We start from the raw sequence: 24,051 nt of genomic DNA, 5'->3' as shown, positions 1-24,051 counted from the left end.
CCATTCATCTCCCAGCTTAATTTGGTATACTGGTGTAAAATCATTGGAATAGCAAATGTTCCAGTATATAAAAAGTGAGGAATGCAGACGATGTATTTACACGGTACAAGTAGAATAAATGAGCAAGGTCATCTGGAGATTGGTGGAGTAGACGTAACAGATATGAAGGAACAATTCGGCACACCGCTCTATGTTGTGGACGAGCAATTGGTTCGCGAGCGCTGCAGAGAATACATGGAGGCATTCCGCGCTTCCGGTCTGGGCTTCCAGGTTGCGTATGCGAGTAAAGCATTCTGTGTCATGGCTATGTGTGCTCTTGCAGCTGAGGAAGGTCTTTCCCTGGATGTCGTATCTGACGGGGAGCTGTTCACAGCGTTGCAGGCGGGATTCCCTGCCGAGCGTATTCACTTCCATGGCAATAACAAAACGCTGGAAGAGATCGAAATGGCACTGGATGCCGAGATCGGTTGCTTCGTAGTAGATAACTTTAACGAGTTGCACCTGCTTCAAGCTGTTGCAGCGGATAAAAATCGCAAAGTGAACATCCTTCTGCGTGTGACGCCAGGTGTTGAAGCACATACGCATGAGTATATCTCGACAGGACAAACCGACTCGAAGTTCGGCTTTGATATTGGGAACGGCACAGCCTTTGAAGCGATTGAACTGGCTTCTAATCAGCCAAACCTTGTATTGCTTGGTGTGCATTCTCACATCGGTTCGCAAATCTTTGAGGTGGAAGGTTTCCAGATGGCGGTTCAACGTGTTGCTGAATTTGCAGCAAGTGTGTATGAGCGCCTGAACGTTGCTTTTAAGGTTGTAAACCTTGGTGGCGGGTTCGGCATTCGTTATATTGACGGAGACACGCCGCTGGAAGTGGCACAGTACGTGAAGGCCATTACGGATGCAGTGAAAAATCATTTTGCTCAAATCGGTTATGCAGTGCCTGAAATCTGGGTTGAACCGGGTCGCTCGATCGTAGGTGAAGCAGGTACAACACTTTACACGGTTGGAACAAGCAAAGACATTCCTGGTGTGCGTAAATATGTTGCGGTAGACGGTGGTATGACGGATAACCCGCGTCCTGCACTGTATGAGTCCAAATACGAAGCGGTGCTGGCTAATCGTGCAAACGAAGCAGCTACAGAAACGGTTTCTGTAGCTGGCAAATGCTGCGAGAGCGGTGATATGCTGATCTGGGATCTGGATCTGCCAAAAGTGGAGAGCGGCGACCTGCTGGCTGTGGCCTGCACAGGCGCATATAACTACTCAATGGCAAGCAACTACAACCGGATTCGTCGTCCAGCTGTTGTGTTTGTCAAAGACGGTCAAGGTGATGTTGTCGTGCGTCGCGAGTCGTACCAGGACATTATCCAGAACGACCTCGTTCCAGCGCGTATTGGCAAACAGCCGGTTACTCGTTGATTCATTAATAAGAGGCGGGAGAGGGGCAAGCCCTTTTCCGCCTTTTGTCATGCGGATTAAGGACGTCTGGAGCATGTGAATTGATCTGGTGCTTCGTACAGGAAAATCCAAAAAAATTGCTGTTTGTTTTGCGATTCATCTATTTTCGGTGTAAACTAAGAAAAGTGCTGTAATTCTCGACCTCAGGGTTGGTGTTACGTCACAACAATTCACTTTGCTCAAAATTGAAAGGAGTCATTTACATATGGCGAAACAAGCGAAAATTAAATTGGCAAACGGCGGAGAAGTTCTGATTGATCTGTTTGATCAGGAAGCTCCAAATACAGTAGCGAACTTTGAAAAGCTGGCAAACTCCGGCTTCTACAACGGTCTTGTGTTCCACCGTGTTATTCCGGGCTTCGTAGCTCAAGGCGGATGCCCTAGCGGTACCGGTACTGGCGGCCCTGGCTACACGATCAACTGTGAGATTAACCCGAACAAACACGAGCGTGGAACACTTGCAATGGCACATGCTGGACGCAACACAGGTGGAAGCCAGTTCTACATCTGCTACCAACCACAGCCACATCTGGACGGACAACATACTGTATTTGGTAAAGTAACGAAAGGTATGGAGTTTGTTGATGCATTTGAAGGCCGCGACAAGATGGAAACGGTTGAGGTTGTAGAGGTTTAATCTCAGGCTACAGCATAAACATATAACTACTGAACCCCTGGTAACTTCTATTACAGAAGTCCCAGGGGTTTTGTGTAGGTATTCGATTTTTTTAATGAAAGTCTTGTTTGATCTTGTCAAAATAAGCTTAAAGGAGCTGGCGAGTCGATGAAATCTGAATTATTCTAAGCTGAAGACATCGTGATTGGCACTCCATAGTGGGGTATTATGACATGGCATGGAGTCCCGGAATGAAGAACATAAGTAACGATCTTACCATTGTCGAGTATTTGGAGGGAGTGTTTCCAGATATGCCAGGCAAAGAAGACCTTATTCTGACGGTTCGCCCAAGGCACGATGCACGCTGGCAGCGTTCAGCCATCGGAATGGACTCTACGAGCTGGGTTAGAAGAGTAGCCAGGAATATGCCGGCTCCTGTTGCTGAACAGCCAGCACCGGACCGTATTCCGTTCAGTGCTGCTAAGGAGCTGAGGCATATGGCGAGATGGTGTTTTCCTCATCTTTAGAAGGTTATTTTCGAGTAGGATTAGAATTCGTGTCTCGTGCGAAATAGGATTCGATTACATAAATGCTTATTAAAAGTTAGTATGTGACAAAAAGAAACAAAAATAAATTGATTTTTTGACACTAAAGTGCTAACATCCAATTAATAACGATAGCGAATCCTTCAGGGCAGGGTGAAATTCCCTACCGGCGGTGATGTCATGTTGAGACAGCATACGTATTCAACATTGCAAAGTCCGTGACCTGTCTGCCTGTGGCAGATGGCTGATCTGGTGTAATTCCAGAACCGACAGTATAGTCTGGATGGGAGAAGGAGAGTGTGCATGCCTAACAGGCTGCACTCCGCAGGAGTAATGCTGCACAGCCGTTTCACAATAGCTCGCAACGCTGTGCAAGGAAGGTTCGTAGTTGAGTGAAGCTTCCTGTACGTCATACCGTTTTATAAGAAACTCTTTACCTGAACATTGTATTTATCAGGGTATGTGTTTGTTTTCACTTGCCTGAAATGTGATTTTGGGTGAAGTACGGGTATGGTGTATTCTTTTTACTCTTGCAGATGACATTAGTCTCTCATCATCCCCACTCGAACGGATTGTTCGGCGGGGATTTTTTAATTCAAGATTATATACCGCGGGGTGGACGGATATGGAAATGATCAATGATGAATTTTATATGGCATTAGCACTGGATATGGCTGAGCGAGCACAAGGACAGACTGGAATTAATCCAGTTGTTGGCTGTGTTGTTGTCAAAGATGGCCGGGTTGTTGGCTTGGGAAGTCATCTCAAGCGTGGGACAGGTCACGCAGAAGTACACGCCCTTAACATGGCTGGAAGTGATGCGCAGGGCAGCACCGTTTATGTAACACTTGAACCTTGCAGTCATTATGGCAAAACACCGCCGTGCAGTGAACGATTGATTCATGAGAAGGTCAAACGAGTTGTTGTCTGCTGTGAGGACCCGAATCCGCAGGTATCCGGTACAGGCATCAGTATGCTTCGTCAACAAGGGATCGAGGTTGAAGTGGGTGTTTTGCGCGAACGCGGAAGACGCATGAATGAGAAATTTATCAAGTTTATTACGACGGGTCTGCCGTTTGTCACGCTGAAAACAGCTTCAACACTGGATGGGAAAATTGCAACACGCAGTGGCGATAGTAAATGGATCTCCAACGAGCCTGCACGTGAAATTGTACATGCGCTTCGTCATCGCCATCAGGGCATCATGGTAGGCGTGGATACGGTCATCGCCGATAACCCTGAGCTGACAACGCGTTTGCAGGTAGAGGGCATCAGTCCTGTAAGAATCGTGGTGGATTCCAAGCTGCGTCTGCCTGTGGGGTCTAAAATGGTGAAGGATGGCCTTGCACCTACCTGGGTGCTTACGACAGATGAGGCCAGTCAGGAAGCGGCTGAGCGCCTTGAGGCATACGGTGTTGAAGTGATACGCTGTGGTCCTGGACCGCGTGTGGATCTGTTACATGGATTGAGCAAGCTGGGAGAACGTGAGATCGGTTCGATATTGCTTGAAGGCGGCGGCACATTAAACGGTGCAATGCTGGAAGCACGTTTGGTGGATCGACTGCTCATGTTTATTGCTCCGAAAATAGTGGGTGGGTACGATACCCCTGGCAGCTTCCGTTTTGAAGGTGTGGAGCGAATGAGTCAGGCAATTCAGCTGCATCAGCTGGAAATTGAGCAAGTTGGAGATAATATTAGCATTGGCGGCATTCCAGTCTGGCCGGAGTGACAGGCAGAATAAGGCGGAGTGGAACGAGATAAGGTCTTATAAGAAATAGGATTAAAAGTGTACAGCGTTTTGAAACTAGGGGAGGCGGCAGCATGTTTACGGGTTTGGTGGAAGAAGTGGGTCAGATTCGGCGCATTGGCCGTAAAGGCGAAGCCCTGGTTCTGAACATCAGCGCGTCTGTCGTTATGCATGATCTGAAGATTGGGGACAGTGTAGCGGTGAACGGAGTTTGTCTGACAGCCACGACGCTCGAGAGCGGAGGCTTTACGGCAGATGTTATGCCTGAAACGTATCGTCATACCAATCTCAATCAGCTTCAATCCGGCAGCAGAGTGAATCTGGAGCGAGCGATGCTGTCGGGCGGGCGTTTTGGCGGTCATATTGTGCAAGGTCATGTGGATGGCACAGGTGTAATTGCTAATATCTCGCGGGATCAGAATGCAGTTGTGTTTGAGATCAAGCCGAATGACGGAGAGCTGTTCAAGTATTTGATTCCGAAAGGATCTGTTACTGTTGATGGCATAAGTCTGACAGTGGTTCAAACGAGCCAAGGCTCGTTTACGGTTTCGATTATCCCGCATACGATCGGAGAAACCGTGCTGAATGTAAAAAAGACGGGGGATACCGTCAACATTGAATGTGATATTTTGGGGAAATATGTAGATCATCTGTTGCAGTACGGTAAAGGTCATGCAGAGCCGAGTGCTGGCAAGCCGCGCAGCATCAGTGAGGAGTTTCTGTCCAATCATGGCTTTGCATAATTAGGGGTAGCAAGGATTCACAGAATCAGGTATTAAATAAAACTGGAAGCAGGAGGTGCATCCATGTCAGAACAAGCTGAACCATCCGTTCTGGATTCAATTGAAGAAGCGATTTATGATCTGATGCGTGGTAAGCCGGTTATTGTGGTTGATGATGAAGATCGGGAGAATGAGGGAGACTTTATCGCCCTGGCCGAAAAGGCAACCCCGGAGGTCATCAATTTCATGATTACAGAAGGCAGAGGGCTGGTATGTGTGCCGATTACGCAGCAGCGTGCAGACGAGCTGAATTTGAAGCCGATGGTGCAACAGAATACGGATTTTCACGGGACAGCCTTTACTGTCTCGGTGGACCATACAGACACAACAACTGGCATCTCGGCGCATGAGCGTTCCATCACAGTTAAAGGTTTGATTGATCCGAATGCCAAAAGCAATGATTTTCGCAAGCCGGGTCACATGTTTCCGCTGATTGCCAAGGACGGAGGAGTGCTTCGTCGTGCCGGACATACAGAAGCAGCTGTTGATCTTGCAATCATGTGCGGATCTTATCCGGCAGGCGTAATCTGTGAAGTGATCAAGGAAGATGGTACTATGGCCAGACTGCCTGATCTGCAGGAGATTGCACGCAAGCATAATCTTAAACTGATCAGCATTCAGGATATGATTCGTTATCGGAATGAGAAGGAACAGCTTGTGCAGCGCGAGGTGTCTGTTCGCATGCCAACGGATTTCGGGGAATTCCAGGCGGTGGCCTATACCAATGCTGTAGACAATAAAGAGCATATCGCGCTGGTCAAGGGAGAGATTGATGGCTCCAAGCCTGTGCTCGTTCGTGTTCACTCGGAATGCCTGACTGGAGATGTATTCCACTCTCATCGCTGTGATTGCGGTCCGCAGTTTGATGCTGCGCTGAAACAGATTCATGAAGAGGGAAACGGTGTGTTGCTCTACATGAGACAGGAAGGCCGAGGTATTGGTCTGATCAACAAGCTCAAGGCATACAAGCTGCAGGAGGAAGGTCTCGACACGGTGGAAGCCAATCAGAAGCTTGGATTTGCCGCTGATCTTCGCGATTATGGTATCGGAGCGCAGATTCTCAAGGACCTTGGTGTTCGCCAGATTCGTTTGTTAACGAACAACCCGCGCAAGATCAAAGGTCTGGAAGGTTACGGACTGGAAGTGGTCGAGCGAGTGCCGATTCAGATGAAGGAAAATGCAGACAATACGGCTTATTTGCACACAAAGCAAGCGAAGCTGGGACATATGCTCAAGTTTGATGATATCGAGCAGAACGAACAGTAGCTTCATCTAAACATCTGTGTAATCCATGGATGTGAGATGCTGGAAACGAACTAATTAAATAATGGAAATGAAGCTGAACTGAAGCTGGTATTAAGAAGCTCCAGCAGAATCTATAACTTACCTATCGACAGGAGATGACGAGAATGCCTAATTATTTTGAAGGACATTTAGTATCAGAAGGCTTGAAATATGGTGTGGTGGTAGGACGCTTTAATGAATTTATTACAAGCAAGCTGCTCAGCGGGGCGCTGGATGCGTTCAAACGTCATGGTGTACAGGATAACGAAGTGGATGTAGCCTGGGTTCCCGGAGCTTTTGAAATCCCGCTGATTGCTCAGAAAATGGCTGAAAGTGGAAAATATGATGCCGTGATCACACTTGGAACCGTCATTCGCGGCTCGACTACGCATTATGATTATGTCTGCAATGAAATGGCGAAGGGTGTAGCGGCAATTAACCTGAAAACAGGTGTGCCGACCATCTTTGGACTGGTGACGACAGAGAACATTGAACAGGCAATTGAGCGTGCCGGAACGAAGGCTGGCAACAAGGGCTGGGATGCAGCTACAGCTGCAATTGAAATGGCAAACTTGACGAAACAGCTAAAATAGTGCTTATTTAATAGTAGTGCCCTGCTTTGCGCAGACGATATCGAGAGATCGATTTCGTACGGCTGGCAGGGTTTTGTATTTTTCTGGCGGGAGGATTCGTCTAGTGACGGTAGTTACATATAAACTGGAGACTTTTGAAGGGCCTTTGGATCTGCTGCTTCATCTGATTGATAAGGCTGAGATTGATATCCAGGATATTCCCATCAGCGATATTACCGATCAATACATGGCGTATCTGCACTCCATGCAGGAGCTGGAACTGGATATTACGAGCGAATTTCTGGTGATGGCGGCTACGCTGTTGTCTATCAAGAGCAAGCTTTTACTGCCTAAACCGCCGGTTATCGAGGATTTCGAGGATTATGATTATATGGAAGATGAGGATTATGATCCACGAGCTGAATTGATTGCACGGCTGATTGAATATCGCAAGTATAAAGGAATTGCACGACATCTCCATGAACGGGAATGGGAGAGAAGTCTTATTTTCTCCAAGGAACCTGAGGATTTGCGGCCCTACATGCCTGCACAAGAGCAATTAAACCCGGTACAGGGTCTGCATACTTCTGATCTCATTGCGGCCTTCCAGAAGGCATTGCGCAAGGCTGACAAGCGTACAACAGTCACCCGGATCAAACGTGATGAAATATCGGTCAAGGATCGTATAAGAGAAGTCATCGGTGCCTTGGAGCGTGTGGGTCCTGGGGGACGACTGTTATTTTCGAAGCTGATGGATGACCAGATATACCGGCATGAGATTGTAGTGACGTTTCTGGCAGTGCTGGAGCTGATGAAGATGAAGCAGATTGTGTGTTATCAGGAGCGATTGTTTGAGGATATCGTTATGGAGTGGAGAGGGGAAGCAAAGAATCATGGATTTTCCGAAATTGAAGTCGATTATTGAGGGCCTGCTGTTTTTGTCCGGAGAAGAGGGCCTGAGTATCAAACAAATTGCCGAGATCGTCGATCAGCGTGCAGAGCTGGTTACGGATGCAATCGAGGAGATGATAGGCGAGTTTTCACGTCACGGACGCGGTGTGCAGATTATGAAGATTGCGGGAGTGGTGCAGCTTGGCACACTGCCAGAGCATGCGGCGTACTTTGAGAAGCTGGCGTATTCCCCTGCACGTAGCTCTTTGTCCCAGGCAGCTCTGGAGACGCTCGCCATCGTCGCTTATCGTCAGCCGATCACTCGGGTAGAGATTGAAGAGATTCGTGGTGTGAAATCGGAACGAGCCATTCATACTTTGGTGAACAAGGATTTAATTGTCGAAGTAGGAAGAGCGGAAGCCATTGGACGCCCTATTTTGTATGGAACGACGAAGTCATTCCTGGATTATTTCGGGCTTGCCTCGATTAAAGATCTCCCGGAACCGGGCCTCTTTGAAGACTCTGAAAATCTGGAGGAGGAAACACAGCTGTTATTCAACAAGCTGGATATGCAGCAGCCTGATGCTCCAGAGAACGATGTGCAGAGTGTGTTTGATTTTGAAGACGAAGGGTCATCCAATGAGCAGGATTTTGCTGGACATACAGAAGACGAGGACCCGTGGAATTCATCCAAGTAGATTATATAACATTTAATTAATAAAAGAACTGCCAAGACGAAGTGCAGGTTGGTCCTGCTTCGTCTTTTTTGTATGCTTGCAAGCGGGGGATGCCCCGTTAAGGGCATGTGAGCCTAGGAAAAAGTTGGAGTTTTCAAACGAATCGTGAATTTTTTCCAATGAGGAATGCCATACTAAACATGAAAAGAATTGAGGGCTTGGAGGTAAGGCCTGTGTGGATCTGGCTTGGAGGAATCGGTTTGTTCATCGCACTGCTGATTGCCGCAGTCCTCATCTCAAATGTTCATGTACATGTTGTGTTCCGCAAACATAAGAGCGATGACTATGCGAATATTAATATTCGGCTGTTATATGGCATCGTACGTTTCAATTACGAGATTCCGAGCATTGTTTTCCGAAATATGAAAGAGGGGTTCCTGCTCAAAACAGAGCAGTCCATGAATCATTCGAGAGGTGAAGTGCTAGGGAGTCAGCAAGTGAACAAACGCAAAGTGAAAAATTGGGCCAAAGATGTCAAGGTTATGCTGCGAGCAACCGAGGCCTTGAAGCTGTGGGTTAAACAAACTCTTCAGCGTGTGCACATTACAAGGCTGCTCTGGTCTACAACTATAGGTACGGGAGATGCTGCCTACACGGCGATGCTGACAGGCATGCTGTGGAGTGTGAAGTCGATGATGATCGGTTTCCTGACCTATCAGATGCGATTCAGAACGGCGCCAGTACTGGAAGTGAATCCTTTCTGGGCGGATGAACCGGAGTTTCGAACAGAATTGGAGTTGAAGCTACGTATGCGCATGCTGGCAATCCTGACCGCAGGCATGAGGTTAATGACACGAGTGCTTCAGGTTGAAGGGGGCTGGCGCATGTGGCTCAAGCTTATTCAAGAGCAGCGTCGCAAGTTCAAGGAAAAGAAGAAGTACAAGCATATTGTGGATAAAGAACCGCGTTTCTCCGAAAAGTAGAGGTTCTGCGGACATGCTTTGGCGATAGAACAGCTAAAATAAGCAGTGTTCCCCTGTATTGGTTACATAAGTCCCTGAAGTTTGGGGATGATATGGTTAGATCAAAAACCTGCAAGTTGAACGGATGCTTTACATCTCTTTTTTAAGTTCAGCTTGTATAGTTTACATTGAAACTGGAGGGAATACAGATGTCAGATCATCCAATTCAAGGCTTAATGGAAACTGCAATGGAAAATATCAAGGCCATGGTGGATGTCAATACAATCGTTGGCGATGCTGTAGAGACACCGGATGGGTGTGTTGTTAATATAATAACCAGAAAAGCTGCATTAAATCCCTAATGTTTATAAATATATGATAAGATTTATATTGAGGTGGATTTCATGAATAAACTAAATGCAGAAAAGGCACTTATAAAGTATCAAGAAATGAAGTCAATTATCGAATCAGAGGGATACAAATTGCTCTCTAAGCAATGGGAAGGGTTCAGAGGTTACTATGATGTAGAGTGTCCCAGAAATCATTCCTACAGGGTACAGTGGCCTAATTTTAAAAGAGGCGCAAGATGTATCAAGTGTCATCATGAAAACATGGCTAATGATAATCCAAACTTCAAAGGTAAAAGTAGAGATGTGCATTGCAGTGAAATGGATATTAAGTTTAAAACTGAATTGACCAATGAAGGATATACCTTTGATGATGATGTAGAAAAGTACAAAAACAATATAACAAAACTGAACGTAATTTGTCCCAATAATCATGATTGGGAAGTGTCTTGGAATTCATGGTCTTCAGGAAAAAGATGTAAGAAGTGTTTTGAAGATAGAGTTAGAAAAGACACGGAAGAGATACGGAGAGAGCTTGATTTGGAAGGGTGTCAATTGGTTGGTGAGTATAGAGGTGCACTGAAAACATTTAACTATATTTGTTCTTGTGGCTTTCCGAGTAAAACTAGAATCAAGGACTTTAGAAATGGAACGAGATGTTCTAGATGTAGAGGAGACAGAAATAGAGAGAAACTTAGAGATTCAAGAATCAGGAAACTTCAAGAATGGGAAGAACAAAATTTAGGAGTATCAGAAAAAGAAAAAAATAGCCCCTCAAGAGAATAATATCTCAAGAGGGGCTATTTTGTGTTTAATTTAATATTTGCACTATTTTACTCGCTTCAATGCCTCATCAATTATAATCTCAATTAACTGACGTTCAGAATCCGTTGGTATGACAGCGTTTTTTGCAAGCAAATCTTCGATAATTCTTAATGAAATTGCCCTTTTATCAACATTGTCATCCATGTGCTCATTTACATAATCTACAACCCTATCTGCAATATCTAACGCAAATGTGGCCTTTGTCTTATCTAATTTATCTGTCTTGATCACATCAAGTACAAGACGAGTTACTAATAACATTTGTTTCATGCCATCTGTTTTATACTTCGTAATCCATCCATTTTTCTTAGCAAAGGGAATAACAAATAACCCTCCTACAACAGCAGCAAGGATGATTGCAATTACATATAAATTGTCCATGTATCTTATCTCCTTTATGTATAATTACTTACTTACTTTGATGTTATTGTCTTTGCGGTAATTAATCACGAGTTGTCTCCAGAAGTCATAACTACCTGTGGTGTCAGAGATGTAATCCTTATAATATTTGTAGGCTTCTTGTGCCCATGTTGGACATTCCATATTGGCTTTTAATTTCTCTGCTTTAATCCAGTCTGCTTGTTGTTGAATTGTTTTCTCAAGAGTAGCGACTTGTAATTTTTCAGCTTCGGTCATAGGTTCATCATCCTTTGGTTTTGTAATTGGAACTGGAGTGGCATTTGGGATATTGTTTCTTAAACGATCTAATTCAGCTTTTATTTGAGGTAGAAAGTTTCTATTAGCTGCGGCAATACTGTTGCCATCACCCCAAAAGTTTGTTCCCGGACACGTCTTACTAGACACACCCGGAACAAAATCTTTCAATCTTTCACCTGTTTTTGCTTTATACCATGCGTGATATACAATTGTATCGGTATTTACTTTCAAGTTTAATTTATCAGCGAGACAGGCATACAGATGGATGGTGGATTTCTTTTGAGTGTCAGTCATCTTATCTCCACCCTTATCAAAATTACCGACAATCTCTACACAAATTGCACCAGTATTTGAGCCAGCAATTCCAGCAGGAGCCTTATTTAAATCTCTATCTAGGCTTATAGCTATCTGACCATTCTCAGCAATCGTAATATTCTGACCTGTTCCTGACCAGCCTTGAGACAAATGATATGTTCGCATTCCCTCTAAGCACTTCCAGATATCTTGTTTAGCCACTCCATTGATTACTTGTCTGGTTGTATAATTCGGTGAAGCTGTGTGATGTACTTGAAGTCTATTGATATTCCTAGTTATAGTTTGCTTTTGCAACCATGGGCGAAACTCATCAATATCAAGTAGTAGAAAATTTCCTTTTTGAATCATTCAATCACTCCTTTGTTTTATCTTCATGACCACTTTTTTCTTTTAAAATTGAAACTGCTTTTTTCACCTGCTCGGGTAAAGGAAGATCTAATCGTCCGTAATTTTCTAAAAGGCTAATGAATTCATTCATTAAGTAGAAGTATGTAGCGCCCACAGCCAAACTTAATGTACCGTTCAATCCCAGCAAAGTATCTATACGGAACAAAACTGCAATAACCGTAAACATTAGTACTTTCTTTAGGATTCCAAAGAAGCCCTTACGCGAATTTAATCCCTTATCGTCACGAGTTGGATTCTTATAGCCTTCATACGCAGATGCAGCCAATCCAGTAATCCAATCTAAAACCGTAAAGATTACAAGTAAAGCAAGAGCTTCATTCCAACCACCAAATGCATAACCTACTATTGCACCAACCACCCCCACAATAAAGTTTAAAAATTTGTCTGACACATTGTTTTCCTTCTCTCAATTGAAATAAGACTCCCCAAAATGGAGAGTCTTGAAATTTAAAGTATGTAATAATAAGCACCTGAAGAGATACCTCTAATTAGAATAGATGAATTCATGTCGCTTACGTCACGTTTGCGAATGCTAACAATAGCATCAGTATCATGCAAGCCACCAACTCTTGGATATAGGAATCCTGTGAGATCGGGTCTAGATATTGACATACTGGACTCGACTTCTTTGATTTGTTTAATCATGATGGTAGACTCTAAATCATTAATCTGTCTAATATCAATAACACTGTCAAGATATTCACGCTCTTTAATGTAAATATAACTATCTTGATCTGAAATGTACTTAACAGTGAGAACAGAGTGTAGATCTGGTCTTGATATTCCCACAGATGCTTCATAATCTTCTACCGCTGGAACGTTAATATAGGAACCTAAATCACAATTTTCGATTGCACGAATGTACAATGCTGAAGATAAATCGGGTCTTGAAATTCCAATAGAACTATCATAGTCTAGATTTGCTTTTACATTTATATATGAGTCCAAATCTTTATTTGAAATAGCTCTGACTTGAATACTTGAATTTATATCTGGCCTTGAAATTGCAAGGGAGCTATCATAATCCAAGGCTGCTCTAATATTTACATACGATTCTAAATCTGAATGTTCGATAGCCCTTACATTAAAATATCCACTAAGATTAGGTCTAGATAACGATACGGAACCTTCAGTATCATGATTCGCTTTTACGTTTATATATGAGTCTAAATCTTCATAGTACACGCCACGAATATACAACTCACCCAGTAGATCAGGACGACTCACATTTATAAAGGCATCTTGATAATGACGTTCAGTAACATTTATGAAGGCTTCTACGTCATATTGATCTATTTCACGTACATTTAATCCGCTATTTAAATCTGGATTAGATATCCCCACAAAAGAATCGAAGTCATCGTAGATTTCATTTCTAATTGATACTTCAGCATCAAAGTCTAACCTTATTCGGTTATAATCTGAGACATCTAAGTAAGAGGGTAAGTCTGGGCTTGAAACAACTATACTCCCAGTTAAATCTACATAAGATCTGTTTGCAATTGAAATCTCGCTCGCCAAACTCATCTTAGGGTCAACAGTTATCGATGACAAAAGATCTGGTGTAGAAATAGTCAATGAACTGTCTGACTCCGTAATTCCATCCTCTATGATAGATATATAAGAATTCAAATCATTGTAAGTACGTATTGCAACAGTCAGAGAAGAGTTAACATCGGGGCGACTAACCCCAATCGAACTGTCAAACTCTTTAAACATTGGGTCTTCATATCTATGAACATACAAAGATGATTCAAGATAATTCCATCCACGATCACTTTTAATGGTTAATGACGAGCTTAAATCTTTATTTCCTTTTTTGTAGACAAACAAGGCAGAATCAATTTCAGATCGACCATGAGATTGTACGGCTGAAGTAATATACCTAACCTGTAAGAGTGGAGGCTTTGAAGATTCACGAGTATTGAAGTAGATAGGAGTATTATCGCTTGATTTAATGTTTAATCCATAGTTTATCAGAGTTCCATCTTGCCAACGCTTAAGTACATCCAATACATTAATTTCAATATATTTCTCAACTGTATTTATGGTGTACTGGTAGGCAAGCAATTCTGTAGCGCTTGGTTTATTAGCGTATGTAATACCATATTCACGCCATAGTGTGCTCGGTTGATAAATTTCAATATTGGCTCCAGATTTAATTGTTCCCGTGTAATACAACCTTAGGTTTGCATCCTCAAGATACAATAGATCTGGTATAGCAACTTTTAAATCACTAAACTTAACAAATGATTCAAACTCCTCAACATTATCATGACCAATCATCATACGTTGAGTATCGCCATAGTTAATTGTTTGTAAATCAATACGACTACGTGTTGTAGCATCTCCAATTGGTTTTAATTCAATGTTAGTTCGAGGAGCTTCGATTAATTCAAATCTACCTTGTGCTCTATTATGTGGTCTGACATTAATCGAACTTTCTAGTTCGGTGAACATTATAGCTTCAATTGTAGATTCTAGATCGCCATAAGCACGATACATAACATCTAGACCGCTTGAGATGTCTTTGTTTCTTATAGATGACTTAATAGAAATGATTGACTCTAACGTTGATTCTTGTCTAGTTGCTATAACCAGTTCAGACTCTAAATTTGTCTCATCTTGAGCATATAATACATACTTACTTGTAAAACGGTTGGAGGGACTCTTTACATATATAATCCCCTCCGTATCATGGTCATAGTACAAAAATGTCACTCCTCATCTCATTGTATTGAGATTTACACACGATCAGCGTTAACTACTAACTCAAAAAGTCCATTAGGATTTGGCTGTGCTCTCATGTCTGTAGCAATACGAACATAAAAATCAATCGTTTCGTCTGGTTGTGTAAGTCCATAAGTTAGATAATCAATAGGAAGGAATGGATTAGCTTGTCTGGACAGCTCAACCACGACACCATCACGTTCATACTTCTTATCCATTGCCAAATAGACATTATCAATCACATAACCTAACTGATTCTTGATTCTTACCTTCTGAGTCAATGTGGTTTGTCCAGCAATAATAACTCCAAAATCTAATTGCTTAAGAATTCCACCAAATGTATCGGATAGATACTCACCCGATTCATCCATAAACATTAGCCCTGAATATGTTCCTACAAATGTTGTTTCCCAATAGTCAGTCTCGCCCCAATAATCTTGAAATTCTACCTTAAGGACATTCGGCTGATTAAATATTACGTCACGATCAGAAATGTTAAGATCAATATCTTGAGGAGAGGGCGCTAGGCGTGTGAAGCTGCCATCAGATGGATAATAAGGGTTATCATTAAGTAGAATTCGATATTGGACTCTACCTTTGTCGCTATCATCTAAGATACCTGTTAACTTACTACCTGTCAGAGAAAGTTGGATTGTTGCATTAGTGTTCAATACATAGAAAGCAACATTGTCCATTTTGATTGTTTCCGTAGCTGAGTTGATATTTAACTTCATGCTATCAATGCCGATCCCGGGGTCTGAATTATGTACATTGTCCTCGATATAATAAGCAAATCTAATCTTGTTGCCTTTATCCTTCAATGCTGTTGAGTAAATCAGTGAAATATCATAATGACTCATTCCATTTTTCTTAAATGTTAATTGACTTGAGATATCAATTGTTCTCCACTTACCAAATTTACACACTTCCCATGTACTGCCCTCGTTAAATGAGACAGCATATCGTAATGTTCCGTTTGTTGAGTTGAGTTTATCTACAATCGAAAGTAGATCTCCATACATATTATAATCATCTGTTTGGATAATTGATTGAGGAGAGGGAATAGAAGAGGCAGATGCAGCTTTTGGATTACTATTGTCACTCCACGTAACCACGTCAAAATCTCCCTCAAGTTCATCCAATGGGGAGTAGTTAGCCGTGATATTTAGTTCCGCTGATGTTTTGGATGGATCGTCCGTGTAGTATAGAACGTCTACACTATCACCCAACTCATCGTAGAGGGTAAATGGTTCGGTTTCGATTGTAATCGTTGATTCAGTTTGGTTGGGGTCATCAGTGTATTCGATGATTTTGATCTCTTTATCTTCCCATTCTTCGGCTAGGGTGAAAGGATTGGTTTCAATATTGAAGAATGCTTCTGTTTTTGTTGGATCATCCGTGTAGTAACATAGTTCTATTTCGCCAGTGAGTTGTGACCATGCGGATTCAGGTATGATGGAGATGTCGTCCATACCATAGTTTAAATAGTCCTGCTCGGTGGGGCTAGAAGAAGAGAGGGTAATCCAACTAGAAACTGAATAATATTTGTAGACGGGGTTGTTGAAAATAAATGCTTTCTGAGCTATGACATTATTATAGGCGCTATATCCGTTGGGAATAGAGTATGTAAAAGGAGTTGATCCAAAGTTAAACACCACTCTCTTCGAAGCCGTACCTCCCGGCCTATAAATCGGATAAACTATGCCCAGATTTTTAATGTCTGTGTGTGAAACTCCCATGCTCACACCATTGCGATAAAATTCAAGTGTTCCTTGATCTAGATTTAAAGCTATTCCAATTGTCCCACCAGATGAGGTAGATGATCCGTATGAACCGTTCTCGGGGAATTTTGAGCCATTGTAGGCATAATAAGTCCTAATATTATTATTTGTTACAGGGTCACTTAGCCCAAATGTTGCATTTGATACTCCAACGTGTACCTCATTGTTGCCGCTGTCCAATTTTACTTCCCAATACCATTTACCTGATGATCTTCCATGAGTAGCTCGAATGGCAGTTGTTGATGTACTTGTGTCTGTAAGGTTGTTATTAGACAACACATGACCAGCACCCATGTCATTCGGATTAAGGGTAACATTCAATATCGCCAACAAATCATCACCTTTCTAAATTTAAATCAAACAATCATTTTACATAGTTATGTGATTGATGCTTTCTTAATTGGTATCTTAGTTGTGTCGATCTTTTGCCTGAAGACTTTTCCTGAACCAAGAGGGCTATAGTTTGTTTCAATGATCTGACGAGATATCAGTTCATCATTTAAATCTATCGAATCATTTTTATTCATTCCATAGCTCCCAAATATACGATCTGTTATCGAGGTGCATTCAATCAGTTTGCTTGACTTATACATCTTTAATTCATTTATAGCGGTATAATTAGCATATCCATTGTTAGTCGTCCAATTTATCCTGTAAAATTTGAATGACTTTTGATTTGATGGATTAATTGCAAACTCTTTTTCTTCTGTCGCAGGAATTGACCAGATTTGATTTACTCTTGCGTCCAACACAGTCCAATTGGCTCCATCATTAGAACCTTCAAAAGTCCAATCTTTTGGCACTGCCGTTCTTAGATCTGAGTTGCTTGCAACATAGCTTTTAATGGCATAGCCGCGAATTATAATTGGTTCATCAAATTCATATCCTAAAAATCCATTTGTTCCTGCACCCAAAAAAGGAGTAACACTGTCTATTCCATCGAAAGCCCGATAAGCAAAATATACAGAGTTTTGAAATAAAGGACTTGAAAAAACTTTTGTTGAAGGAGCAGTCTGTATTGGGACAGCAGTTTCTTTTGGAACGTAAGGAACAGAGTAATACTTATCTCCTGATACAATCAAGAATTTACTGGAATTAAGCTGTTTACCATCGTAGGAATTATATCCAATTGGTAAAGGATATTTAAATGGTGTTGCTCCGAAATTAAATGTTACTGATTTGGAGGTTGCAATTCCACTTAGAACGAAAGGGTATATTTCCCCCAATGTTTTTATGTCAGTATTGCTTATGCCCAAACTTTTGTTGTTTCTTCGAAACTCCAGAGCACCATTGTCTAAATCAATTAGTACCCCCACTACATCTCCAATGGCTGATGCCTCACTGTATAGGACTGCATCTGGATATTTATTACCATTGGCGCAATAATATAATCTTTGATTCATATTTGATAGTATATTTGAGTTAACAGGCATGTTTTTATTAGATATCCCAATTCCAATACTGTTACTACCACTGTCAATTTTCGTCTCAAAGTACCATTTTTTAGACGATCTACCATGTGTTGCTCTGACTGAAGTATTACCAGCAGTACTAACAACCGTTAAGTTGCCATTACTTAAGGTATTACTGGGACCCATATCACTAGGGTTAAGTGTTACATTAAAAACATCTATCATTCAACCATCTCCTTTCAAAACAAATAGCACACACCATATAGATGTGCTCCTCATAAATTTAGCCTAATACAATTTTATCCACTCGGAGTTTTGACATATCAATTGAGTGCTCGTAGGTTTTGCTTGAACCAAGAGCAGTGCTTGTGTTTTTTATGTCTTTCATTTTTGTTAAGTAGCCATTGAAACTTGAAGTTGAGTCTGCGCCATAACTAATGAAGTTTTTCTCACTGTCTGTGTTTAACTTATAGGCAGAAGAATCCTTTAATGAGTAAACCCCATTAAAGGATGAAAGTAAGATTTTACTGACTGGTGGCGCTTGATAATTCATAGCAAGATAGCCTATTGACAGATTTGCTCCACCGTTATTAAGGGAACAGTTCACTCGGTAGTTAAGGTATTGAGTGACATTTGAAAATGAGTATACTCTTTCCTCTTTAGTCTGCCAATTGTCTTGATTGGTTCTTGTGTCTAGAATGTTCCAATTCGTTCCATCATTGGAGCCTTCGAATGTCCAGCTCTTTGGCATTCCATTTAGAGCGGCAGTCCAATGCATTAAACTATATTTGTTAATTGCAGTAGCGGTGGGAAACTGATAGCGAATCCAGCCTGTAGTTGTTGAAGAAAGCCAGTTTCCATTGTCGGGAACAAATGCATAGAACGCTGAATAACTTGCACTGCTGACACTGCTTGCACTTGCTACACCTAATGGAGCTGTATTGGATGTCATAATGGGGATTAAACTAAGCATCTGTCCATCTCCTTTCTAATTGAAATCATTATTTTACAGACAAATTAGTGATCTCAATATATTTCTTTAAATTTACCGTTGATTTAAAAACTTTGCCTGAACCAAGCGCACCAGTGTTGGTCATATTCTGCACAATAACTTTACTGCTACGATTTAATACACTGAGATCAACTATGCCATCTGAAATAAATACACTTTTAAGAGGCAATGTCGTTGATAAATTAATCCAAGTGTTATTCTTAAATGTTTTATAGTTCACTGAATCTTGAATTAGCGAATAATTAGCCACGATATCACCTCAATCATTGAAACGTTATTCCATTAATCTTGCTTAATTTGCTTCTCCCAAACTTTGTGCGATAAAGAAATCCATCTTCATGCGTTGATACAGTAGGGGAGAGAGTTATATTTCGTTTCAATCTCAGTGACCCGTCAGATGATGAAACATAATCTGTATTGTATTTTCCATCAGTAAACTCATCCACTGTGAGTAATGCTGGAACCAAAGCAGAGGATAGTTCAATTTTAATTCGAGCATATAAACCAACTGGACTGTTAATTTTTCCATCGAGATATGTAATCTCTGTATATTCTGACCATGTAATATTGTCCGTGGATGACTTAGTGAAAATCTTGTAATCCACATTTGAACCAATGCCAACCATAGTTTTGACCACTCGTTGAAAGGCAGTTACTTTATCACCAATCGATATAACTGAAGACTCCCATGTCCCCTTAGCAGCATATATAGATTTGCCAGTAGAGTCGATGGCAATTTCTTTAAGTTGAAGTTTTCCTTCTTTGATTTCAGTGCCATTATGTACTCCAAGTGTCAGATCTATAGGTAATCCAATTTCTTTTGTAGACAATTATCTCAACTCCCAGTTGATATTGCCTGAATGATTTGCTTTTAGTGGGGCAATAATTTCATCAACAATTAGACCATTTTTTCGAATAATCAGTCGACCGTTCAAATCTTTATCAGAAGTGATCTTAATTTGAAAATAAGGAATTTCAACATCGGGAAGAGAGAATACGCATTGATAATTTATATTTACATCATTTAGATTCATTGATTTTTTGTAGCCAAAGTTAAAGCAGTCGATGCTATTCTTAAATTTCCCCTCTTTTGCTCGTGTATTTAAATTTGCATCAGATGAACCATTCTTAAATTGAATGTGATCATTATATAAATACGCTCTACCTGTTAGTGGGAACTCTTCATCTTCGGCAATATAAGAGATTGAAAATCGATCTTGATTGATATTGAACACACCATTGGCAACGTTATAAAACAACTGTGAGCCTTGACCAATAATTCCAAAACTGATTAGTTTTTCTCTGTCAATACTGTAGAAATCATTAGACTTTTTTGTCTGAAAATCGTATTCAACTAGATTTGTGCCATCATAGTAATCCGCTACCCACATAAATTTTTGAGGAACAGGTGAACGAGTGAATTGTCTGTTTCCTAGAATCAAAATTAAACCTCCTTTAGAAATTAAAAAAAGGACAGAGATAGCTCTGCCCTAATGGTTACATTATTAACTGGAAATATTATACAAAACGATAAGAGATTCTCTTCTTGAACAGTTGTCGTCCCGAGCTGGCATTTAGGGGTACTTCGCATTGAATAGACAGAGTTACATAGTTACCCGCTGCGTCAACAGGGTTACCATTGTTATTCACTCCAAGAATTTCTTTAACTCCCGGTTTAATAGGCGTAGTGTAATTTGCTCCAGAATGATCTTTCTTTGTTGTTCCTGTTGTACCAATGGGCTTAGAAAAGTCTTTACCTACACGAGAGCTTTCCTCATCAATATCTGTTTCACCAAGAGAGTCTACTTGTACGTGGAACCAGTTATTCTTAACTACTTCGACTTCATTACCTACCGTATCTCCTGTACCACCACTCATATCACGAGTAGTGATTGTGCAATCTTCCATCTTGGAGACATCTGTTGCTCCGTTGTAATTATTCCAAACATTAAAAATATAAATGGGACTCTTGTCATCTGCGTCAATTACTCCGTAATCAAAAGGACCTGTAATTTCCTGTGTGTGAGTCGAATTTCTCCAGCTTACTATTGGTTGAGCCATATGATAAAACTCCTTTGTAATGTGTTTTAGGTTCTAATTGTTAAGTGAACTGTAAGATTCTGAAGGTTTAATCCAGACTTCTTAATGTTAATTCTAAAAATATCTCCTGCTTGAACTTGCTTTGTTTGTATGACTGCCGTTCTGTTATCGTAGTGACTCTGTGGGTTGAATTTTAAATTCGAACTCATCACATTTAGCCATGTATTAAAATTACGTGTTCTTTCAATCTCGATTTCTGTTTCCGTTTCTCCAGCGACACCACAAAAACCCTTAACATCAACTAGCTCACCGTTGAAAGGGAAGGGTGCTAAAATTCCTATGGGTTCCTGAAATACATATGAATCTTTACATAATACAATTACTCTGTCTTGCAATTCCAATGGCATATCTTTGAGCTTGAGATGTTCTGCAACACTCATCAATCCATCCTTAAACTCATTAACAGGTTGAAGGTTTGACCCAAATACATCAATTTCAATCCAGTTATTACCGTCATATCGATATCGTTTGCCATCTTTATATGTTTGAGCTGTCCAACCAATTTCAGGCAATGGATATTTTAATCTCAATTCTGCTAAGTCCTGAACAGGTTCTTTGTAAACGAGACGGGTAGTATTGTAGGCATCCTTTGCTTTAATTGCTGACTGTGTTGCATCTTCAGCAGCTAAATTAGCCTTATCGGTAGCCAACTTTGATAGTTCTGTCTGGGCTTGAGACTGTCTAATGGCATCTTCGATCTTACCCAATGCAATTTGATTCTCATTAATCTTCGCTTGGATTTGATCAATATAATCCTGCAATGTAACCACCACGTCTGGATTACGACTCACCATTGCATAGATACGTGATGCAGGATACATAATTAATCCTCTACCTTTGTACCTGCATAGATGTGCGGTTCCTTCTTGAGACTGATGGAACTGAATTACACCCATGCCATAGTGAACTAGAAATTCATGTTCATTAAGATATGGTCGATTCTCAAAGACATCTTGATCAATTTCAACGAATCCAGCAATGTTAACTTTATCAGTAGAAGAGGGTAGTTCAAGAAGAGTTAGGATTCCATTGATAACAGGAAGAGAGTCGGCACGATCAATGAATGGATCTTGTGGAGTACCGCTACGGGAGATAATTGTTACGGGGTCATTATATTGTAGATATGTACTTAAATCCGGCAATTGTTCACCTCCTTAGTTGACGAATACATTGCTGCTGCCAGAGGTAATTGGTGTTGTCGTGCTTAGATGCGTTGTCACGTTTTTGGTGATACTCGATACTGCTTTACCACCCACAAAAACAGTTGAGCTTCCTGTTGAAACCTGACCCGATCCTGAACCAGATGTACCGGGACTAATTGAAATAATTGAACCGCCAAGCTTAGGGGAGGGAGATGGGTCTGCTACCCATTGTTCTTGTGTGGGTGATGATACCGAAGCTATTGGTTGTCCGTTGACATAAACAGTAGATGTTGAATTGACTGTACCTGTAATCTTTGCACCAGTTGTGTGAGTTGTCGTACTATAAACAGGACTATAACCCGTACAGTTGCCGAATTGATCCCAAGATGAACATTCAGTTCCACTCTGATATCTCTCAACATATGACACGTGACCACTTTTATTTGATTCTTGAAGTGTTGATCCTTTATATGCTACTCCGGTCATATAGCCTCCTATTGTAATAGTGTGAATTGATATCTGAATTTAATATCTGCATCACCAGTTACCCTTAGTATGTTCTTGCCAACAGGGAACGACAGATAGTTGTTATTGAAATCTTTATAACGATACGTGACCGCTAAAGATGTTTCAATGTCCTGATTCTCATTGTCAACAAACACTGTTTCACCATGAATGAGACTTTTAAACTTAAACTCTTCATTGTTGTGAGAAGTGTTGATTATACTGAAATCACCGTTACCTTGTTTGGTTATCCATATTTCAGGGGAACAACTTTTATCTCCCTTATTGTCAAACAATAAGATTGGTTCAAAGTAAAAAGTTATGTCCCTAAATTCAGGTATTTCATCGTAAGTATTTCTCATGAACAAAATCCGAAACATGATACTGACATTATAGAATCCCACATCCTCAACAACATCTGGGATATGAGCGCCATTGATACAATTCTGCCACTCTGACCAGTTGAGATTGTCACGAGTAAAGCGAGTTTGAACAACAATTTTAGAGCCAATTGACTCAACTGATTCCCATGACACTTTACTCAACACACCATCTGCGCTAATTGGGATTGGTATAGGTTCAGAAGTATAGTTACCTTTAAGATTGATAATTGATTGCCATGTAGTCATATCATCACCTAACCAATCTTACCAAATGGATAGAATAATGCTGCACTTCCAGCTTCTTTCCACCTCGTTACTCTATAAGTAGCCCATGAAGCATTCTTATCATAAGTGGTAGCACCATCAACGGTTTGCCAAGGTGGTTCTGTGTTTCCAGATTCTCCTGCTTGAATACATATGTAAAATCGACCATTATCAACTGTGGGTAACACTATGTCATTGAGCTTATATTGTGTAGTCGCTGCCCATGTACTTGCTAATCGAGTATCGTTAAATTGTGCATCAGTAGACACAGGGAAGACAGGTTCCGTGTAACCTGATGTTCCTGACTGGACACAAATAAAGACATGACCATTATCAACTCTAGGTATAATGTAATCGCCAACAGTATAGCTCTTAAGTCTTTGCCAAAATGGAGCTGCTTTACCTGTTCGTACATTTACCCAACCAACGTAACCTTCGTATACTGGAGCGCTATTGTATAAACGCCTAGTTCTTATGTAATCTCCATTAGTAGGGGTAGCAGATACATAATCATCTGATATGAGATCAAGTAGATTGAAATTATCGCCAAGTTCTCTGATGGTATTTTCAATTTCATCTGTAAAGGAGGGTATCTTGAGCTTAAGTTTATTTGATTCAGTAGACATTTGATTCT

The 24,051-nt window shown here is 41.1% G+C and carries 26 protein-coding genes, 1 pseudogene and 1 riboswitch; of the genes and pseudogenes, 12 read left to right on the top strand and 15 right to left on the bottom strand.

The features are described from left to right. The first annotated feature begins 90 nt into the window (after positions 1-90). The 12 genes and pseudogenes from lysA to DFQ00_RS05300 all read left to right on the top strand — a co-directional run bounded on the left by lysA (position 91) and on the right by DFQ00_RS05300 (position 10,670). A complete protein-coding gene (gene lysA, locus DFQ00_RS05355; protein ID WP_110895196.1) occupies positions 91-1,422 on the top strand; it encodes a diaminopimelate decarboxylase in 1,332 nt (443 codons plus the stop codon). A 244-nt stretch (positions 1,423-1,666) separates the two neighbouring features. Then, positions 1,667-2,098, top strand: coding sequence for a peptidylprolyl isomerase (locus DFQ00_RS05350; RefSeq protein WP_110895194.1), 432 nt, complete (start codon positions 1,667-1,669; stop codon positions 2,096-2,098). A 230-nt stretch (positions 2,099-2,328) separates the two neighbouring features. Then, on the top strand, positions 2,329-2,604 hold the full coding sequence (locus DFQ00_RS05345; RefSeq protein ID WP_110895192.1) for a hypothetical protein: 276 nt from the start codon (positions 2,329-2,331) through the stop codon (positions 2,602-2,604). 153 nt (positions 2,605-2,757) lie between these two features. Beyond that, a riboswitch (FMN riboswitch) is annotated at positions 2,758-2,921 on the top strand. Between the two features lie 326 nt (positions 2,922-3,247). Continuing rightward, positions 3,248-4,351, top strand: a complete 1,104-nt coding sequence (gene ribD / locus DFQ00_RS05340; protein ID WP_110895190.1) for a bifunctional diaminohydroxyphosphoribosylaminopyrimidine deaminase/5-amino-6-(5-phosphoribosylamino)uracil reductase RibD — start codon at positions 3,248-3,250, stop codon at positions 4,349-4,351. Between the two features lie 92 nt (positions 4,352-4,443). Next, positions 4,444-5,112 (top strand): riboflavin synthase, encoded by a 669-nt coding sequence (gene ribE / locus DFQ00_RS05335; RefSeq protein ID WP_110895188.1) that lies wholly within the window; start codon positions 4,444-4,446, stop codon positions 5,110-5,112. A 63-nt stretch (positions 5,113-5,175) separates the two neighbouring features. Further along, positions 5,176-6,417 carry a bifunctional 3,4-dihydroxy-2-butanone-4-phosphate synthase/GTP cyclohydrolase II gene (locus DFQ00_RS05330; protein WP_110895186.1) on the top strand — a complete coding sequence of 414 codons (1,242 nt, stop codon included), beginning with the start codon at positions 5,176-5,178 and terminating at the stop codon, positions 6,415-6,417. 143 nt (positions 6,418-6,560) lie between these two features. Further along, complete coding sequence (gene ribH, locus DFQ00_RS05325; RefSeq protein WP_090922403.1) at positions 6,561-7,028, top strand: 6,7-dimethyl-8-ribityllumazine synthase; 468 nt, start codon at positions 6,561-6,563, stop codon at positions 7,026-7,028. Positions 7,029-7,131: 103 nt separating this feature from the next. Beyond that, complete coding sequence (locus DFQ00_RS05320) at positions 7,132-7,932, top strand: segregation and condensation protein A (protein WP_110895184.1); 801 nt, start codon at positions 7,132-7,134, stop codon at positions 7,930-7,932. Further along, positions 7,901-8,596, top strand: coding sequence for an SMC-Scp complex subunit ScpB (gene scpB, locus DFQ00_RS05315; protein ID WP_244213696.1), 696 nt, complete (start codon positions 7,901-7,903; stop codon positions 8,594-8,596). The genes DFQ00_RS05320 and scpB overlap by 32 nt, the downstream gene beginning before the upstream one ends. A gap of 179 nt (positions 8,597-8,775) precedes the next feature. Further along, the gene (locus tag DFQ00_RS05310; RefSeq protein WP_167433614.1) at positions 8,776-9,558 is read left to right on the top strand and encodes a DUF2953 domain-containing protein; all 783 of its coding nucleotides are present in this window, start codon (positions 8,776-8,778) and stop codon (positions 9,556-9,558) included. A 188-nt stretch (positions 9,559-9,746) separates the two neighbouring features. Next, a pseudogene (locus DFQ00_RS05305) lies at positions 9,747-9,878 on the top strand (GerW family sporulation protein); the annotation flags it as partial. A 63-nt stretch (positions 9,879-9,941) separates the two neighbouring features. After that, positions 9,942-10,670: a hypothetical protein gene (locus tag DFQ00_RS05300; protein WP_110895181.1), complete on the top strand. Its 729-nt coding sequence runs from the start codon at positions 9,942-9,944 to the stop codon at positions 10,668-10,670. 42 nt (positions 10,671-10,712) lie between these two features. On the opposite strand, the gene DFQ00_RS05295 is transcribed toward DFQ00_RS05300, so the two are convergent. The 15 genes from DFQ00_RS05295 to DFQ00_RS05235 form a co-directional block, all read right to left on the bottom strand. After that, positions 10,713-11,090 (bottom strand): hypothetical protein, encoded by a 378-nt coding sequence (locus DFQ00_RS05295; protein WP_110895179.1) that lies wholly within the window; start codon positions 11,088-11,090, stop codon positions 10,713-10,715. 24 nt (positions 11,091-11,114) lie between these two features. Then, complete coding sequence (locus DFQ00_RS05290; RefSeq protein WP_110895177.1) at positions 11,115-12,029, bottom strand: peptidoglycan recognition protein family protein; 915 nt, start codon at positions 12,027-12,029, stop codon at positions 11,115-11,117. A gap of 4 nt (positions 12,030-12,033) precedes the next feature. After that, complete coding sequence (locus DFQ00_RS05285) at positions 12,034-12,480, bottom strand: phage holin family protein (RefSeq protein ID WP_110895175.1); 447 nt, start codon at positions 12,478-12,480, stop codon at positions 12,034-12,036. A 56-nt stretch (positions 12,481-12,536) separates the two neighbouring features. Continuing rightward, positions 12,537-14,801, bottom strand: a complete 2,265-nt coding sequence (locus DFQ00_RS05280) for a DNRLRE domain-containing protein (protein ID WP_110895173.1) — start codon at positions 14,799-14,801, stop codon at positions 12,537-12,539. 32 nt (positions 14,802-14,833) lie between these two features. Next, positions 14,834-16,930 carry an SPRY domain-containing protein gene (locus DFQ00_RS05275; RefSeq protein WP_110895171.1) on the bottom strand — a complete coding sequence of 699 codons (2,097 nt, stop codon included), beginning with the start codon at positions 16,928-16,930 and terminating at the stop codon, positions 14,834-14,836. Between the two features lie 47 nt (positions 16,931-16,977). Then, complete coding sequence (locus DFQ00_RS05270) at positions 16,978-18,237, bottom strand: SPRY domain-containing protein (protein ID WP_110895169.1); 1,260 nt, start codon at positions 18,235-18,237, stop codon at positions 16,978-16,980. A 58-nt stretch (positions 18,238-18,295) separates the two neighbouring features. Beyond that, a complete protein-coding gene (locus DFQ00_RS05265) occupies positions 18,296-18,985 on the bottom strand; it encodes a discoidin domain-containing protein (protein WP_110895166.1) in 690 nt (229 codons plus the stop codon). 28 nt (positions 18,986-19,013) lie between these two features. After that, entirely contained in the window at positions 19,014-19,274 is a 261-nt protein-coding gene (locus DFQ00_RS28730; protein ID WP_146236112.1) for a hypothetical protein, read from the bottom strand. A 13-nt stretch (positions 19,275-19,287) separates the two neighbouring features. Then, complete coding sequence (locus DFQ00_RS05260; protein WP_110895165.1) at positions 19,288-19,854, bottom strand: hypothetical protein; 567 nt, start codon at positions 19,852-19,854, stop codon at positions 19,288-19,290. Continuing rightward, positions 19,855-20,466 carry a hypothetical protein gene (locus DFQ00_RS05255; protein ID WP_110895163.1) on the bottom strand — a complete coding sequence of 204 codons (612 nt, stop codon included), beginning with the start codon at positions 20,464-20,466 and terminating at the stop codon, positions 19,855-19,857. 76 nt (positions 20,467-20,542) lie between these two features. After that, positions 20,543-21,085, bottom strand: coding sequence for a hypothetical protein (locus tag DFQ00_RS05250; protein WP_110895161.1), 543 nt, complete (start codon positions 21,083-21,085; stop codon positions 20,543-20,545). Between the two features lie 26 nt (positions 21,086-21,111). Then, on the bottom strand, positions 21,112-22,266 hold the full coding sequence (locus DFQ00_RS05245; RefSeq protein ID WP_110895159.1) for a hypothetical protein: 1,155 nt from the start codon (positions 22,264-22,266) through the stop codon (positions 21,112-21,114). A 12-nt stretch (positions 22,267-22,278) separates the two neighbouring features. Continuing rightward, the gene (locus DFQ00_RS28725; protein WP_146236111.1) at positions 22,279-22,752 is read right to left on the bottom strand and encodes a hypothetical protein; all 474 of its coding nucleotides are present in this window, start codon (positions 22,750-22,752) and stop codon (positions 22,279-22,281) included. An 8-nt stretch (positions 22,753-22,760) separates the two neighbouring features. After that, entirely contained in the window at positions 22,761-23,399 is a 639-nt protein-coding gene (locus DFQ00_RS05240; protein ID WP_110895157.1) for a phage tail family protein, read from the bottom strand. A gap of 8 nt (positions 23,400-23,407) precedes the next feature. Beyond that, on the bottom strand, positions 23,408-24,043 hold the full coding sequence (locus DFQ00_RS05235; RefSeq protein ID WP_110895156.1) for a hypothetical protein: 636 nt from the start codon (positions 24,041-24,043) through the stop codon (positions 23,408-23,410). Positions 24,044-24,051 lie beyond the last annotated feature (8 nt).

The sequence above is a fragment of the Paenibacillus barcinonensis genome, assembly GCF_003217495.1.
In the GTDB taxonomy this organism is placed as follows: Bacteria; Bacillota; Bacilli; order Paenibacillales; family Paenibacillaceae; genus Paenibacillus; species Paenibacillus barcinonensis.
Note: the sequence above shows the minus strand (reverse complement) of the source record. Positions and strands in the feature narration are given on the sequence as shown.

Coding starts and splice junctions, on each gene's coding strand:
- lysA (WP_110895196.1), top strand. CDS start 91: ATGTATTTACACGGTACAAGTAGAATAAATGAGCAAGGTCATCTGGAG.
- DFQ00_RS05350 (WP_110895194.1), top strand. CDS start 1,667: ATGGCGAAACAAGCGAAAATTAAATTGGCAAACGGCGGAGAAGTTCTG.
- DFQ00_RS05345 (WP_110895192.1), top strand. CDS start 2,329: ATGAAGAACATAAGTAACGATCTTACCATTGTCGAGTATTTGGAGGGA.
- ribD (WP_110895190.1), top strand. CDS start 3,248: ATGGAAATGATCAATGATGAATTTTATATGGCATTAGCACTGGATATG.
- ribE (WP_110895188.1), top strand. CDS start 4,444: ATGTTTACGGGTTTGGTGGAAGAAGTGGGTCAGATTCGGCGCATTGGC.
- DFQ00_RS05330 (WP_110895186.1), top strand. CDS start 5,176: ATGTCAGAACAAGCTGAACCATCCGTTCTGGATTCAATTGAAGAAGCG.
- ribH (WP_090922403.1), top strand. CDS start 6,561: ATGCCTAATTATTTTGAAGGACATTTAGTATCAGAAGGCTTGAAATAT.
- scpB (WP_244213696.1), top strand. CDS start 7,901: ATGGATTTTCCGAAATTGAAGTCGATTATTGAGGGCCTGCTGTTTTTG.
- DFQ00_RS05310 (WP_167433614.1), top strand. CDS start 8,776: ATGAAAAGAATTGAGGGCTTGGAGGTAAGGCCTGTGTGGATCTGGCTT.
- DFQ00_RS05300 (WP_110895181.1), top strand. CDS start 9,942: ATGAATAAACTAAATGCAGAAAAGGCACTTATAAAGTATCAAGAAATG.
- DFQ00_RS05295 (WP_110895179.1), bottom strand. CDS start 11,090: ATGGACAATTTATATGTAATTGCAATCATCCTTGCTGCTGTTGTAGGA.
- DFQ00_RS05290 (WP_110895177.1), bottom strand. CDS start 12,029: ATGATTCAAAAAGGAAATTTTCTACTACTTGATATTGATGAGTTTCGC.
- DFQ00_RS05270 (WP_110895169.1), bottom strand. CDS start 18,237: ATGATAGATGTTTTTAATGTAACACTTAACCCTAGTGATATGGGTCCC.
- DFQ00_RS05265 (WP_110895166.1), bottom strand. CDS start 18,985: ATGCTTAGTTTAATCCCCATTATGACATCCAATACAGCTCCATTAGGT.
- DFQ00_RS05250 (WP_110895161.1), bottom strand. CDS start 21,085: ATGGCTCAACCAATAGTAAGCTGGAGAAATTCGACTCACACACAGGAA.
- DFQ00_RS28725 (WP_146236111.1), bottom strand. CDS start 22,752: ATGACCGGAGTAGCATATAAAGGATCAACACTTCAAGAATCAAATAAA.
- DFQ00_RS05240 (WP_110895157.1), bottom strand. CDS start 23,399: ATGACTACATGGCAATCAATTATCAATCTTAAAGGTAACTATACTTCT.
- DFQ00_RS05235 (WP_110895156.1), bottom strand. CDS start 24,043: ATGTCTACTGAATCAAATAAACTTAAGCTCAAGATACCCTCCTTTACA.